The sequence below is a fragment of the Nocardia sputi genome (assembly GCF_023501985.1).
Genome location: NZ_JAMFLC010000013.1, coordinates 190,916 through 208,111 on the forward strand (window position 1 = coordinate 190,916; position 17,196 = coordinate 208,111).

A 17,196-nucleotide genomic window follows, 5' to 3' on the forward strand; every position below is an offset into this window, starting at 1 on the left:
CGGGCGACCAGCTGGTCGGCTACGTGGTTCCCGCGGGCGGTGCGACGGTGGATGTCGAGGCGCTGCGTGCGCACTTGGCCGCGCGTCTGCCGTCCTACATGGTGCCCGCGGCGATCGTGGTGCTCGAGGCTATGCCGTTGAACCCGAACGGCAAGTTGGATCGGCGTGCGTTGCCTGATCCGGTATTCGAGGCACGCGAGTTCCGTGCTCCCTCGACCCCGGTCGAGCAGATCGTCGCCGAGGTCTTCGCCGAAGTACTCGGCCTGACGGCCGGTGCGGACGAACGCCCCGTCGGCTTGGACGACGACTTCTTCGACCTGGGCGGCAACTCGCTGATCGCCACCCAGGTGGTAGCCCGCCTCGGCGCGGCGTTGGACACCAGGATCCCGGTCCGCGTGCTGTTCGAGGCGCCGACCGTGGCCGCGCTGGCCGCCCGGGCCGAAACGCAGCAGGGCAGCGGACGTCGCCGCGAGCTGGTCGCGGGCCCGCGTCCGTCGAAGATCCCGCTGTCGCTGTCCCAGCAGCGGATGTGGTTCCTGAACCGCTTCGACAACCAGACCGCGGTGAACAACATCCCGCTCGCGGTCCGGCTCACCGGAACCCTGGACACCGAGGCGCTGCGCCAGGCCGTCGCCGACGTGGTCGACCGGCACGAGGTGCTGCGCACCGTCTACCCGGAGACCGCCGACGGCCAGGGTGTGCAGGTGGTGCTGCCCGCCGGGCACAGCGACATCGACCTCACCCCCATCGAGGTGTCCGAGGCCGGGATCTCCGAACGGATCAGCGAACTGGTGCTGGCCGGCTTCGACGTCACCGCCGAGGTCCCGGTGCGCGCCCAGCTGTTCCGCATCGCGGGCTCGATGGACGGCTCGCAGCTCGACACCCACGTGCTGGTGTTCGTGGTGCACCACATCTCCGGTGACGGCTGGTCGGTGCGTCCGCTGGCGCGCGACGTGATGGTGGCCTACTCGGCGCGTTCGCGCGGCGAGGCGCCCGCCTGGGCTCCATTGCAGGTGCAGTACGCCGATTACGCGCTGTGGCAGCGTGAGACGCTCGGCTCGGAGAGTGATCCGGAGTCGCTGATCGCCCAGCAGGTGGCCTTCTGGTCGCAGACCCTGGCCGGCCTGCCCGATCAGCTCGATCTGCCCTCGGACCGCTCGCGCCCGGCGGTGGCGTCCAATCGCGGTGACGTGTACGAGTTCTCGCTCGACGCGCCGCTGCTGCGCGAGTTGAACGCGCTGGCCCGCGCGAACGGCGCCAGCCTGTTCATGGTCGTGCACGCGGCGTTCGCCGCGCTGCTGGCTCGGCTGTCCGGCAGCGACGACATCGCCATCGGCACCGCGGTCGCGGGCCGTGGTGAGGCGCTGCTCGACGACGCCATCGGCATGTTCGTCAACACCCTGGTGCTGCGCAGCGCGGTGGATCCGGCGATACCGTTCACCGAATTGCTCGCCCGCACCAAGGACAGCGATCTCGCGGCGTTCGCGCACGCGGACCTGCCGTTCGAGCGGCTGGTGGAGATCCTGAACCCGGCGCGTTCGCAGGCGCGGCATCCGCTGTTCCAGGTGATGCTGTCGTTCCAGAACACCGGTGAGGCCACCTTCGAGCTGCCCGGCCTGGAAGTGGCCGGTGTGCCGCTGGACGTGGTGACCGCCAAGTTCGACCTGCATCTCAACCTCGCCGACCGGTTCGACGCCGCGGGCGCGGCCGACGGCATGACCGCCGAGTTCCTCTACGCCACCGACATGTTCGACGCCGACACCATCGCGGGCGTGGCCCAGCGCCTGGTGCGGATGCTGAGCGCGATCGCCGCGGACGCGTCGGTGGCCGTCGGCGACGTCGAGCTGCTCGACAGCGTCGAGCGCACCGAAGTGCTCGAGCGGTGGAACGACACCGCGCATCCGGTCGACCCGGCCGCCACGCTGGTATCGATGTTCGCCGCGCAGCTCGCGCGGACACCGGACGCGACCGCGGTGACGTTCGAGGGGACGAGTCTGTCCTACGCCGAGTTCGCCGCCAGGGTCAACCGCCTCGCACGCCATCTGATCTCACTGGGCGTCGGCCCGGACTCGATGGTCGCGCTCGGCATGCGCCGTTCGATCGATCTGGTGGTCGGCATGTACGCGGTGAGCGTCGCCGGTGGCGCGTACGTGCCGCTGGATCCCGACCACCCGGCCGACCGCACCCGCTACGTGCTCGACACCGCTCACCCGGTGTGCGTGCTCACTACTTCGCACGACGAGTTCGACGCGGGGTCGACCCACGCGATCGAGATCGATCGGGTTTCCCTCGCGGGCTACTCCGACGAGCCGCTGACCGACGCGGATCGCCTCGGGCCGCTGCGTCCGTCGAACACCGCGTACGTCATCTTCACCTCCGGTTCGACCGGCCGCCCGAAGGGCGTGGCCGTCTCGCACGCCGCGATCGTCAACCGTCTGGTGTGGATGCAGGACGAGTACGGCCTGGACGACACCGACGTGGTGTTGCAGAAGACTCCCGCCACGTTCGACGTGTCGGTGTGGGAGTTCTTCTGGCCGTTGCAGGTCGGCGCGCGGCTTGTGGTCGCGAAGCCGGACGGCCATCGCGACCCGGCCTACCTCGTGCAGGTCATCACCGACGAGCAGGTCACCACGGCGCACTTCGTGCCGTCCATGCTGTCGGTGTTCGTAGCTGTGCTGGATGCGGCGGCCGCGGGGCCCTCCGTGGTCACGCGAGCTACCGCCTCCGGGCCTGACGCGGCCGCTGTGCTGGATGCGGCGGCCGCGGGGCCCTCCGTGGTCACGCGAGCTACCGCCTCCGGGCCTGACGCGGCCGCCGAGGAACGCGCCGACGAATGCACCAGTCTGCGCAACGTCTTCGCCTCCGGTGAGGCGCTGCCCGCCGCCACCGCGCAGCGAATGCAGGAACTCACCGGCGCGCGTCTGCACAACCTCTACGGCCCGACCGAGGCCGCGGTCGACGTCACCTATCACGAGGTGACCGAGGACGACACGGTGTCGGTGCCGATCGGCGCCCCGGTGTTCAACACGCAGGTGTACGTGCTGGATTCGCGCCTGCACCCGGTGCCGGTGGGTGTCGCGGGTGAGCTGTACCTCGCGGGTGTGCAACTGGCCCGCGGCTACGTCGCGCGCCCGGATCTGACCTCGGATCGGTTCGTCGCCAACCCCTACGGTGCGCCGGGCGAGCGGATGTACCGCACCGGCGACCTGGTGTCCTGGACGGACAAGGGTGAGCTGGAATACCTGGGTCGCACCGACTTCCAGGTGAAGCTGCGCGGTCTGCGCATCGAGCTCGGCGAGATCGAGTCGGCGCTCACGGCGCTGGACTCGATCGCCCAGGCCGTGGTCGTGGTGCGCTCGGACGATCGACTGGGCGATCAGCTGGTCGCGTACGTCATCGCGACCGCGGGCCGTTCGGTGGACATCGAAGGCGTGCGCTCCGAACTCGGCGGCGAGCTGCCCGCCTACATGGTGCCCTCGGCGTTCGTCGTGCTGGAGGCGTTCCCGCTGAACGCCTCCGGCAAGCTGGACCGCAAGGCGCTGCCCGCGCCCGTGTTCGAGGCCAAGGTGTTCCGGGCGCCGTCCACCCCGATCGAGGAGATCGTGGCGGGCACCTTCGGCGACGTGCTCGGCGTCGCGCGGGTCGGCTTGGACGACGACTTCTTCGAGCTGGGCGGCAACTCGCTGCTGGCCACGCAGGTGACCGCGCGGCTGGGCGCCGCGCTGGACACCAAGCTGGCGGTGCGCGACCTGTTCGAGGCGTCCACCGTGGTGGCGCTGGCGGCCCGGGTGGAGTACAACGCCGGATCCGGCCGGGACCGGCCGCGCCTGGAGGCAGGGGAGCGCCCGGCGCGCATCCCGCTCTCGCCCGCGCAGCAGCGGTACTGGTTCCTCAACCAGTTCGACACCGCCACCTCGGCGGTGGACAACATCCCGCTGGCCGTCCGGCTGTCCGGCACGCTCGACGTGCCCGCGCTGGAACAAGCCATCGGCGACGTGTTCGCCCGCCACGAGGTGCTGCGCACCACCTACCCGCGCTCGGCGGAGGGGCCACACCAGGTGATCCGTCCCGCGGCCCGGTCCGCGGCGGCGCTCACCCCGATCGACATCACCGAGGAGGACCTGCTCGGCGCCGTCATCGGTTTCGCGCTGACCACCTTCGACGTCACCGTCGAGGTGCCGTTGGCGGTTGCCTTGTTCCGTATCGTCGCGGGCGGGAGTAGCGCGGGATCGGACACAGCCGAGCACGTGCTCGCGTTCACCGTGCACCACGTCGCGGCCGACGGCTCGTCGATGGGGCCGCTGGCCCGGGACGTGATGGCCGCCTACGTGGCGCGCGTGCAGGGCGAGGCGCCGCAGTGGCAGCCGCTGCCGGTCCAGTACGCCGACTACGCGCTGTGGCAGCGTGCGGTGCTCGGGTCGGAGGACAATCCGGAATCGCTGGCCGCGCAGCAGGTGGCGTACTGGAAGCAGGCGCTGGCCGACCTGCCCGATCAGCTGGAGCTGCCCGCCGACCGGCCGCGCCCGCCCGCGCAGTCGTTCCAGGGCAAAGCGATCCGCTTCGAGATCGACCCGCGGCGGCACGCCCGTCTGCACGAGCTGGCGCGCGCGCACAACGCGTCGCTGTTCATGGTGGTGCACGCGGCGCTCGCGGTGTTGCTCTCGCGGCTGTCGGACACCGACGACATCGCCGTCGGCACCCCGATCGCCGGTCGCGGCGAACGCGAACTCGACGATCTGATCGGCATGTTCGTCAACACCCTGGTGTTCCGCACCCCGGTGCGGCCCGCCGAACGCTTCGCCGATCTGCTCGGCGACGTCAAGGAACGCGACCTGGAGGCGTTCGCCAACGCCGACGTGCCGTTCGAGCGCCTCGTCGAGGTGCTCAACCCGGTGCGCTCGACCGCGCGCAACCCGCTGTTCCAGGTGGGCCTGTCGTTCCAGAACCTGGCCGAAACCACGTTCGAGCTGCCCGGGCTCACCGTCAGCGCGGTCGACTTCGACTCGCAGCTGGCCAAGACCGACCTGCACGTCACGTTGTACGACCGGTACGCCGAGGACGGCACGCCCGCCGAGATCATCACCGAATTCGGTTACGCCACCGATTTGTTCGACGAAGGCACGGTGCAGGGCTTCGCCGACCGGTTCCTGCGGGTGCTCGACGCCGTGCTGGCCGACGCCACGGTGCAGGTCGGCGAGATCGATCTGCTCGCGGCGGAGGAGAGCGAGCGCATCCTCACCGCCTGGAACGCCACCGACCACGCGGTGGATACGACCGCGACGCTGGTGTCGCTGCTGGATGCCACCGTGGCCGCGACGCCGGCGGCTGTGGCTCTGGTCGCCGACGAGCCGACCGGTCGCCGGGAGCTGACCTACGCCGAGCTGGACGCGCGGGTCAACCGCCTGGCCCGGTACCTGATCGGCCGCGGCGTCGGTCCGGAGGACCGCGTCGCGCTGGCGATCCGCCGCAGCAGCGAGCTCGTGGTCGCGATGTACGCAGTCGCCAAGGCCGGCGCTGCCTACGTACCGATCGATCCGGACCAGCCCGCCGAGCGGACCGACTACATCCTGGGCACCGCCGCACCGGTGTGCGTGCTGACCACCGGCAGGGACGGCTTCCACACCGCGGCGGCCGACGTCGTGCCGATCGACGCGCTCGACCTCGCGGAGTACGCCACCGATCCGGTGACCGCCGACGAGCGCACCGGTGCGCTGACCCCGGCCAACACCGCGTACGTGATCTTCACGTCCGGTTCTACCGGCCAGCCGAAGGGCGTCGCGGTCCCGCACGCCGCGATCGTCAACCAGTTGCAGTGGGAGACATCCGTCTTCGAACTGGGCGCCGAGGACGCGGTGCTGCTGAAGACGGCGGCGACGTTCGACCTCTCTGTCTGGGAATTCTGGTCGGCCGCGGTTTCCGGTGGCCGCCTGGTGATCGCGGCCGCCGACGGACACCGCGACCCGGCCTACCTGAACGAGCTGATGCGCGCCACCGGCGTCACCACGCTGCACGTGGTGCCCTCCATGCTGGACGCGCTGCTCACCGAATCCGGTGGCAGCCTGTCGGCTTCGCTGCGGCGCGTGCTGGCCATCGGCGAGGCGCTGCCCGCCGCGACCGCCCAGCGGTTGCGCAGGCACAACGCCGCCGAACTGCACAACCTCTACGGTCCGACCGAGGCGGCGGTGTCGATCACCAGCCACCTGGTCACCGATGCCGACGAGGCGTCGGTGTCGATCGGCGCGCCGGAGTGGAACAGCCGGGTCTACGTGCTCGATTCCCGACTGCGGCCGGTGCCGGTGGGCGTCTCGGGCGAGCTGTACCTGGCCGGCGCGCAGCTGGCGCGCGGTTACTTCGGCCGTCCCGAGCTGACCGCCGAACGATTCGTCGCCGACCCGTTCGCCGGGGGTGAAGGCGGAGCGCGGATGTACCGCACCGGCGACCTGGTGGCCTGGAACGCCAACGGCGAGCTGGACTACCGGGGGCGCACCGACTTCCAGGTGAAGATCCGCGGTTTCCGCATCGAGCTCGGCGAGATCGAGGCCTCGCTGTTGCGGCAGGACGCGGTGAGCGCGGCGGCCGTCGTCGCGCACAACGATCCGAACATCGGTGACCGGCTGGTCGCCTATGTGGTGCCCCGGACCGGCACGCTGGACAAGCGCGCGTTGCAGTCCGCGCTGGCGGCCGAGCTGCCGTCGTACATGGTCCCGTCGATGGTGATCGAGCTGGACGCGTTGCCGCTCAACGCCAACGGCAAGCTGGACCGCAAGGCGCTGCCGCGGCCCACCTTCGAGAAGGCGGTGTTCCGCGCGCCGGTCACTCCGATCGAGCAGATCGTGGCGAACACCTTCGCCGAGGTGCTGCGGCTGTCCGATCGCGAGGGCGCCGAATCGAAGCGGCTCGGCCTGGACGACGACTTCTTCGCCTGGGGCGGCAACTCGCTGCTGGCCACGCAGGTCGCCGCCCGGCTGGGCGAGGCGCTCGACACCCGGGTGCCGGTGCGCCTGCTGTTCGAGGCGTCCACGGTGGCCGCGCTGGCGGTACGGGTGGAGCGGCACGCCGACATGGGCGGTCGTCGCGCGCTGACCGCGGGCCGGCGGCCGGAGCACATCCCGTTGTCGCTGGCGCAGCAGCGCATGTGGTTCCTCAACCGGTTCGACACCCAGTCGGCCGCCTACAACGTGCCGATCGCGGTGCGGCTGTCCGGCGCGCTGGACGTGGCCGCGTTGCGTGCCGCCATCGCCGACCTGGTGAGCAGGCACGAGATCCTGCGCACCGTCTACCCGCAGACCGAGGCGGGCCCCGTGCAGGTCATCCTGCCGCCCGCCCAGGCCGTGCCGCGGCTGGAGGTGCGGGTGGTCGCGCCGTCGCAGATCGAGTCCGCCGTCGTGGCGCTGACCTCGACGATCTTCGACGTCACCACCGAGGTGCCGGTGAAGGTCGCGCTGTTCCAGATCGCCGGAGAGGACGCGCGGAGCGGGCCGGACGGGTCGGTGGACTACGTGCTGGCCATGGTCGTGCACCACATCTCCGGTGACGGCTCCTCGGTCGGCCCGCTGACCAGGGACCTGATGATCGCCTACGCCGCGCGGGCGGCGGGCGAGGCGCCGAACTGGGCGCCGCTGGAGGTCCAGTACGCCGACTACAGCATCTGGCAGCGTGAACTGCTCGGTGACGAGGACGATCCGCAATCGCTGGCCGCCGAGCAGGTCGCCTACTGGAAGCAGGCGCTGGCCGACCTGCCCGACCAGCTGGACCTGCCCTCGGACCGGCCGCGTCCGGCGGTGCAGTCCTTCGCGGGCGGCAAGGTCGAGCTGGGCGTGGACGCGCAGACCCATCAGGCGCTGATCGAGCTGGCGCGCGCGGAGGGCGCGACGCTGTTCATGGTCGTGCACACCGCGCTGGCGGTGCTGCTGGCCCGGTTGTCCGGCACCGACGACATCGCGATCGGCACGCCGATGGCGGGTCGTGGCGAAGCCGCGCTCGACGACCTGATCGGCATGTTCGTCAACACCCTGGTGTTCCGTACCCGGGTCGATACGGGGGAGGCGTTCACCGATCTGCTGGCCCGCCAGCGCGAGATCGACATCCAGGCGTTCGCCAACGCCGACGTGCCGTTCGAGCGCCTGGTCGAGATGCTCAACCCGGTGCGTTCGACCGCACGCCACCCGCTGTTCCAGGTGGGTCTGTCGTTCCAGAACCTGGCGCAGTCCGCGCTGGAGCTGCCCGGCCTGAGCGTGTCCGGCCTGGACATCGACACCGAGCTGTCCCAGTTCGACTTGCACCTGATCGCGACCGACCGCTACGACGACGCAGGGGTGCCGGAGGGCATCACCGGGTTCTTCACCTACGCGACCGATTTGTTCGATCGCGCGACGGTGCAGGGCTTCGTCGACCGGTTCACCCGCCTGCTCGGTGAGATCGTCGCCGCGCCGCGCACCCCGGTCGGCGACCTCGAACTACTCGACGCCACCGAGCGTGTCCAGCTGCTCACCGCACGCAACGCGACCGACCAGGCGGTCGACACCTCCGCCACGCTGGTCTCCTTGCTGGACGCGACCGTGGCGGCCGGGCCGAAGGAAGTCGCGCTCGTCACCGAGGACGGCGAGTCGATCACCTACGGCGCGCTCGATGCGCGGGTGAATCGTCTTGCGCGGCATTTGATTTCGTTGGGTGTGGGTCCGGAGTCGCGGGTGGCGCTGGCGTTGCGCCGTTCGGTGGATCTGATCGTGGCGATGTATGCGGTGGCGAAGTCCGGTGGTGCGTATGTGCCGGTGGATCCGGATCAGGCTGCCGAACGCACGAGTTACATCTTGGAGACGGCGGCACCGGTCTGTGTTCTGACCAATGCCGAGGCGGAGTTCGAGACCGATGTCGCGCCGGTGGTGCGTATCGATGAACTCGATTTGTCGGGTGTGGCCGCCAAGCCGGTGAGCGACGCTGATCGTGTTGCGCCGTTGCGTGCGGAGAACACGGCGTATGTGATCTTCACGTCCGGTTCGACGGGTCGTCCGAAGGGTGTGGCTGTTTCGCATGGTGCGATCGCGAATCAGTTGCAGTGGAAGAACGTCGAGTTCGGTCTGGATGCGGCGGATGCGATCTTGTTGAAGACGGCGGCGACGTTCGACTTGTCGGTGTGGGAGTTCTGGTCGGCTGCGGTGTGTGGTGGTCGTTTGGTGATCGCGTCGCCGGACGGGCACCGCGATCCGGCGTACCTGAACGAGTTGATGGCGCGTGAGTGGGTGACCACGTTGCATGTGGTGCCCTCGATGCTCGATGCGTTGCTGACCGCGGGCATGCCGAACTCGCTATGGCGGGTACTGGCCATCGGTGAGGCGTTGCCGGGTTCGGTGGCGCAGCGGTTGCTGCGGGAGAACCCGCGCACCGAACTGTTCAACCTGTACGGTCCGACCGAGGCGGCGGTGTCCATCACCAGCCATCGGGTGACCCTCGCCGACGAGACATCCGTGTCGATCGGCGCGCCGGAATGGAACAGCCAGGTCTACGTCCTCGACGGCCGTTTGCGGCCGGTGCCGGTGGGTGTGTCGGGTGAGCTGTACCTCGCCGGTGCGCAGCTGGCGCGCGGCTACTTCGGTCGTGCCGACCTGACGGCGGATCGTTTCGTGGCCAATCCCTTCCAGACGGGTGCGCGGATGTACCGCACCGGTGACTTGGTCGCCTGGAACAGCGCGGGTGAGCTCGAGTATCGGGGTCGTACGGATTTCCAGGTGAAGGTTCGTGGTTTCCGTATCGAGTTGGGTGAGATCGAAGCCGCGTTGTTGGCGGTGCCCGGCATCGCGCAGGCTGTGGTGATCGCGAAGTCGGATCCGAAGATCGGTGACCGTTTGGTGGCCTACCTGGTGCCGAGCGATTCCGATGCCGGTGTCGATGTGGCCGAGGTGAAGTCGGAACTCACGGCGGGTTTGCCGTCGTATATGGTGCCGTCGGCGTTCGTGGTTTTGGATGCTTTGCCGTTGAACGTCAATGGCAAGCTGGATCGTAAGGCGTTGCCGGAGCCGGAGTTCGAGGTTCAGGTGTTCCGTGCGGCGTCGACGCCGATCGAGGAGATCGTGGCGTCGGTGTACGCCGAGGTGCTCGGTGTGGACCGGGTGGGTGCCGATGACGACTTCTTCGCCCTGGGTGGTAACTCGTTGCTGGCGACGCAGGTCGCGGCGCGTATCGGCGCGGCGCTGGATGCCCGTGTCCCGGTGCGGGCGCTGTTCGAGGCGGCGACTGTGGCTGGACTGGCGGCGAAGGTCGAGCAGCACGCGGGCGCTGGTGGTCGTCGCGAGTTGGTGGCGGGTCCGCGTCCGGAGCGGATTCCGTTGTCGCTGGCCCAGCAGCGCATGTGGTTCCTCAACCAATTCGACACCGCCTCGGCGGTGAACAACATCCCGGTGGCCGTGCGGCTGACCGGCGAGCTGGATGTCGAGGCGCTGCAATCGGCGGTCGGGGACGTCATCGGCAGGCACGAGACGCTGCGCACTATCTACCCCGAACAGAACGGCACGGCGTACCAGGTGATCGTGCCCGCCGAGCGGGCCGTGCCGGATCTGACGCCGGAAGCGGTCGCGCCCGAGGACATCCGTCACCGGATCATCGAGGTGATCTCGGCCGGATTCGACGTGACGACCGAAGTTCCGTTGCGGGCGAAGCTGTTCCGCGTCAGCGAAACCGAATACGTGCTCGTGTTCGTCGCGCATCACATCAGCGCGGACGGCTGGTCCATGAGCCCGCTGACCCGCGACGTGATGCTCGCCTACGCGGCCCGTTCGGCCGGCGTGGAACCGGGCTGGGCGCCACTGCCGGTGCAGTACGCCGACTTCAGCCTCTGGCAGCGCGAGGTGCTCGGCTCCGAGGCCGACCCGGAGAGCCTGATCTCGCAGCAGGCCGATTACTGGCGCACCACCTTGGCCGGGCTGCCCGACGAGCTGAACCTGCCCGCCGACCGTCCGCGTCCGACGACGCAGTCGTTCGCAGGCGGGCGCGTGCTGTTCCCGATCTCCGACGAGCTGCATCGGAACCTGACCGCGATCGCCAGGGAGCAGAACGCGACGCTGTTCATGGTCGTGCACGCCGCGCTGGCGCTGTTCCTGGCGCGCATGTCCGGTACCGACGACATCGCGGTCGGCACCCCCATCGCGGGCCGCGGCGAAGCCGAGCTCGACGACATGATCGGTATGTTCGTCAACACGCTGGTGCTGCGCTCGCACGTGGACGGCAACCTGACGTTCGAGCAGTTCCTCGCCCGGACCAAGGAAACCGACCTCCAGGCCTTCGCGCACGCGGACCTGCCCTTCGAGCGGCTGGTGGAATTGCTCAACCCGGAGCGCTCCACCGCGCGGCACCCGCTGTTCCAGGTGGCGCTGTCGTTCGAGAACCTGCCCGAGAGCAGCTTCGAACTGCCCGGATTGCACGTGGGCGCGGTCGAGTTCGATGTCGACACCGCCAAGTTCGATTTGTCGCTGACCATGCGCGAGGCTGGGGAGAACCCCGACGGCACGGGCATGTACGCGGAGTTCTCGTTCGCTCGCGACCTGTTCGACGAGGAGACGGTGCACGTGTTCGCCGAGCGCTTCACCAGGCTGCTCACCGCGATCACCGCCGACCGCGAGACCCCGATCGGCGACCTGCCCCTGCTGGACGCGGCGGAGCACCATCTGCTCACGCACGTGCAGGGCAAGGACGTCATGACCACCGGCCTGCTGCCGGACCTGTTGCAGCGCGGCGCGCATCTGGACCTGGAACAGGTGGCGGTGCGTTACCAGGGCCGCTCGATCACCTACCGGGAGCTGGACGAGTACTCCTCTCGCCTGGCGCGGGTGCTCATCGAGCGCGGGGTGGGACCGGAGCGAATCGTCGCGCTGTCGTTCCCGCGTTCCTACGAGATGGTCGCCGCGTTCTGGGCGGTGGCGAAGGCCGGCGGCGCGCACGTGCCGATCGACCCGACCTACCCTGAAGACCGCATGCGGCACATGGTCAACGACTCCGGCGCGGTCATCGGCATCACCGCGAGCGAGTACGTGGATCGGCTGCCGCGCGACGTCGAGTGGCTGCTGATCGACGATCCGGAGTTCGGTGCGCTGGTCGAGAGCCGGTCTCCGGCGCCGGTCACCGACGCGGACCGGATCTCGGAGCTGGCCATGCGCCACCCGGCGTACGTCATCTACACCTCCGGTTCGACCGGTATGCCCAAGGGCGTCACCGTGACCCACGCGGGCATGGGCGGGCTGGTCGGCGTCGCGACCGACCTGTACCAGCTGGAATCGCACCACCGGTTCCTGCACATCTGCTCGCCGAGCTTCGACCCGTCGGTGCTGGAATGGCTGTGCGCCGCCCACACCGGCGCGACGCTGGTGGTCGTGCCGTCGACCATCATCGGCGGTCCGGACCTGGCCGAGCTGCTGCGCACCGAGCGGGTGAGCCACACGATCATCACCCCCGCGGTGCTGGGCACAGTCGATCCCGAAGGCATGGAAGCGCTCGAGGTGGCCTCCGTCGGCGGTGACGTCACCACGCCGGAACTGCTGGCCAAGTGGTGGCCGGGCCGCAAGTACTTCAACGCCTACGGCCCGACCGAGGCCACGATCATCTCGTCCTACGCCCAGCTCACCCCCGGCAGGCACATCACCATCGGCCGCCCGGTGCGCGGTATGTCCGCGCTGGTGCTGGACAACCGGCTCAACCCGGTGCCGCCGGGCGTCGCGGGCGAGCTGTACCTGGCCGGTGACGCGCTGGCGCGCGGCTACCACAACCGTCCCGACCTCACCGCGGACCGGTTCGTCGCCAACCCGTGGGGCGACGAGGGCGCGCGGATGTACCGCACCGGTGACGTGGTGCGCTGGTTCGCCGAACCCGGCGAGCGGGCGGGCAACGCCGCGGTGGCGTCGGTGCGCTGGGAGCTGGACTACGTGGGCCGCTCGGACTTCCAGGTGAAGATCCGCGGCTTCCGCATCGAACTCGGCGAGATCGACACCGTGCTGGCGAGCCACGAGGACGTCGAGTACGCGATCACCATCGGTCGCAAGACCGATGCGGGCGCGACGATTCTCGTGTCCTACGTGCTGGCCGCGCCCGGTCGCGCGATCGACACCGCACGGCTGACCGAGTACACCGCGCGCAGCCTGCCGCCGCACATGGTGCCCACGGCGATCGTGGTGATCGATGAGATCCCGCTGACCCCGGTCGGCAAACTGGATCGCAAGGCGCTGCCCGAGCCGGAGCTGGCCCCGCGCGAGTTCCGCGCGCCGGCCAGCGAGATCGAGGCCCTCATCGCCGAAGTGTTCGCCGAGGTTCTCGGCGTCGAGCAGATCGGTTTGGACGACTCGTTCTTCGCGCTCGGCGGCGACAGCATCCTGTCGATCCAGCTGGTCTCGCGGGCCAAGGCGCGCGGCGTGCTGTTCACTCCGCGTGATGTGTTCGAGCGGCGCAGCGTGGCCTCGCTGGCCGAGATCGCCGCGCTCGGCACGGGCACGGAGCAGGTGCGGCTGGAGGAACTGCCCGGCGGCGGTGTCGGCGAGATCCCGCTGACCCCGATCATGCGGCAGATCCTCGCCAGCGGCTCGTCCTACCAGCGGTTCTCGCAGACCATGGCGCTGCGGCTGCCCGAAGGCATCGACCGGGAGACTCTGGTCGGCACCATCGCGGCGGTATACGAGCACCACGACGTGCTCCGGTCACGGCTGCGCCGTACCGGCGCCGACTGGACGTTCGAGGCGCTGCCGCACGGCGCGGTGAACGTCGACGCCCTGGTGCACCGGGTCGACCTGGCCGCCGACATCGACGAGGCGGAGCTGTCCCGTGTCGCCTCCGATGCGCTCGACGGCGCGCTGGGCAGGCTCGATCCGGCTGAGGCCGCGATGGCGCAGTTCGTCTGGTTCGCTTTCTCGGCCGGAGCGAAGGGCGCCACGGAGGGGTCCGCGGAGGCCGACGTCGAGCACCGCGAGCGGCGGGATGTGCTGTTGATCGTCGCGCACCACTTCGTGGTCGACGGCGTGTCCTGGCGCATCCTGATCCCGGATCTCGCGCTCGCCTGGTCTCAGCTGGTCGCCGGTCAGCCGGTGACGCTGCCCGCGGGCGGCACGTCGATGCGGCGCTGGGCGCACAGCCTGGTCGAGGCGGCGAGCGCGCCGGAACGGGTCGCGGAACTGTCTTTCTGGCAGCAGGTCTCGGCCACACCGGACCCGCTGCTCGGTGAGCGCGCGTTCGACCCGGCGGTGGACACGTTCGCCACCGTCGAGCGAGTGGAGATCACCGTGCCCGCCGAGGTCACCGACGCGGTGCTCACCGCGATCCCGGGCCTGTACCGGGGCGGGGTGAACGACGGGTTGCTCTCGGCGCTGGCCATGGCGGTCGCCCGCTGGCGCGGGGACGGCTCGCAGGCCGCGCTGGTCAAGCTGGAAGGCCACGGCCGCGAAGAGGATGTCGTGCCGGGCGCGGACCTGTCGCGCACCGTCGGCTGGTTCACCTCGGCATACCCGGTCCGGCTCGATCTGGCCGACGCCGACCTCACCGACGCCTTCGCCGGTGGAGCCGCGCTGGGCGAGATCGTGAAGTCGATCAAGGAGCAGTTGCTCGCGGTGCCCGACAAGGGTCTGGGCTACGGCCTGCTGCGGCAGCTCAATCCGGAGACGGCGCCGAGCCTCGGTGGCGCGGGCGGGAGCAGGGCGGGATCCGACGCAGCGCAGATCAGCTTCAACTACCTGGGCCGGATGTCGGCGGGGGAGATCCCCGAGCAGCTCGCCGAGATCGGCTGGGCGCCGGTGGCCGATCTAGGGCAGCTGGACGTCGACATGGACCTCGACATGCCCGCCAACGCGACGATCGACATCAACGCGATCGTCACCGACTCCGACGAGGGACCGCGGCTGGGCGCGTCGTTCGCCTTCCCGACCGGTCTACTGACCCGGGACCGGGTCCAGGAGTTCGCCGAGCTCTGGGTCGAGGCGCTCACCGCGCTGGCCACGCACGCGCGGCGGCCGGACGCGGGCGGCTTCACGCCGTCGGACATGCCGCTGGTGCGGGTGGGGCAGCAGGACATCGAGCAGTGGGAACGGGCCTACCCCGCCTTGACCGAGGTGTGGCCGCTCTCGCCGCTGCAGTCCGGTCTGCTGTTCCACGCGATGATGACCCAGTCCACCGTGGACGTGTACACCATGCAGGCCGTGGTGGACCTGGGCGGCGCGCTGGACGCGGCGCGGTTGCGGTCGGCGGCGCAAGGCATCGTCGACCGGTACCCGAACCTGCGCACCGCGTTCGTCACCGACTCCGACGGGCAGGCCGCGCAGGTGGTGCTGGGTCGGGTCGAGGCGCCGTGGAGCGAGGTGGATCTCACCGATCTGCCCGCCGAGGAGCGGATCGCGGAACTGCGCAGGCAGGTCGCGGCCGAGCAGGCGACGCACTTCGACATGGCGACCCCGCCGCTGATCCGGTTCACGTTGTTCCGCAGCGACGAGACGCAATGGCACCTGGCCATCACCACCCACCACATCCTGTTGGACGGTTGGTCGATGCCGCTGCTCATGCGGGATCTGCTGGTGCTGTACGCGGTGCGCGGCGACCAGACGGCGCTGCCGCGGGTGGCCTCCTACCGCAACTTCCTCGGCTGGCTGGCCGGGCGCGACCGGGACGCCTCGCTGCGCGCTTGGGCCGCGGCGCTGGAGGGCGTCGACGAGCCCACCCAGCTCGCGCCGCAGCCGCGGGCCACGGAGAACTACGAGATCGGCAAGGTCGTCACCGAGCTCGACGCCGACCGCACGCGCCGGATCAGCAAGCATGCCGCCGAGCTCGGCGTCACGGTGAACACGCTGGTGCAGGCGGCCTGGGGCATCCTGCTCGGTCGGCTCACCGGTCGCGGCGACGTGGTGTTCGGCGCGACGGTGTCCGGCCGCCCGGCCGAGCTGCCCGGCGTCGAGTCGATGGTTGGTCTGTTCATCAACACGCTGCCGGTGCGGCTGCGCATCGATGACCGCCAGACCATCGGCGAGCTGCTGGCGCGCCTCCAGGGCGATCAGGCCGGGCTGCTCGAGCACCACTATGTGGGGCTCACCGACATCCAGCGGGTGGCGGGCACCGGCTCGCTGTTCGACACACTGCTGGTGTTCGAGTCGTATCCGATGGACAAGGAAGCGATCTCGGCCGCCAGCTCGATCGACGGCATGTCGGTGACCGGCGTCGGCGTCAACGACGCCACGCACTACCCGATGACGCTGCTGGTGATCGCGGAATCCACGATCGAGCTGACCCTGAAGTACCTGGGCAGCCGATTCACCGCCGAGGAGGTCGAGACCCTCGCCGAGCGGCTGGTGCGGGTGCTGGAGGCGCTGCTCGGCGATCCGGACGCCCTCGTGGGTGACATCGACATCCTGGACGAGGACGAACGGGCCCGGTTGCTGGTGGAATCGGGTATCGCGGCAACAGGTTCCGCGCCGGAGCCGGTGGGCCGGGTCGGGGCGCGCACGGTGGCCAAGGTGCTCGCCGAGGTCGTGGAAGAGGATCCGGAAGCGCCCGCCCTGCTGGCTGGGGACGACGAGGTCGCCTTCCACGCACTGGATCGGCGCTCCTCGCAGCTGGCCCGGGTGCTCATCGACCGCGGGGCTGGACCGGGCGACATCGTCGCGGTGACGCTGCCGCGTTCGGTGGACGCGGTGGTCGCGGCCTGGGCGGTGCAGAAGGCCGGCGCCGCGTGCCTGTTCGCGGGCGATCTCACGGCCGAGGACCTGACCGCCGCCGGCGCTGCTTACGCGATCACCGCCGAACCGGTCGCCGACAGCGACATCCGCTCGGTGGCGCTCGAGGACGCCCAGGTGAAGCAGGACGTCGCCGCGGCGGCGTCGCATCCGGTGTCCTACGCCGACCGGGTCCGCCCGCTCGGCGAGGAACACCCCGCGTTCGTCGTCACCACGGCGGCCGGGGTGGTCGCGATCACCCAGTCCGAGGCGCTCGCCGAAGCCGAACGGATCCGCGAGGAGAACGGGATCGACTTCGAGTCGACCACGTTCACCACCGCTGTGTCCGGCCGCGCCGCAGTCCTGGAGTTCCTGACCTCCGCCACGGCCGGCGCCCTCTCGGTCCTCCCGACCGGCGACCTGGAAACCGACCTGGCCGAGGGCGAGGTCACCCACTGGTTCGCGACGCCCGGCGAAGCGACCGAGGCGGCGGGCGACGAGATCACGATCGTGATCGCGGAGCGGGTATAGC

At 70.0% G+C, this 17,196-nt stretch carries 1 protein-coding gene (running past one end of the window); it reads left to right on the forward strand.

Going from position 1 to position 17,196, the window contains the following annotated elements:
• Nucleotides 1–17,195, forward strand: partial view of a non-ribosomal peptide synthase/polyketide synthase gene (locus M8859_RS17905; protein ID WP_249644600.1) — the 3' end only. 26,824 nt of this gene lie to the left of the window's left edge; only the last 17,195 of its 44,019 coding nucleotides appear in the window; the start codon falls outside the window, past its left edge; its stop codon occupies nt 17,193–17,195.
• Nucleotide 17,196: the final 1 nt, after the last annotated feature.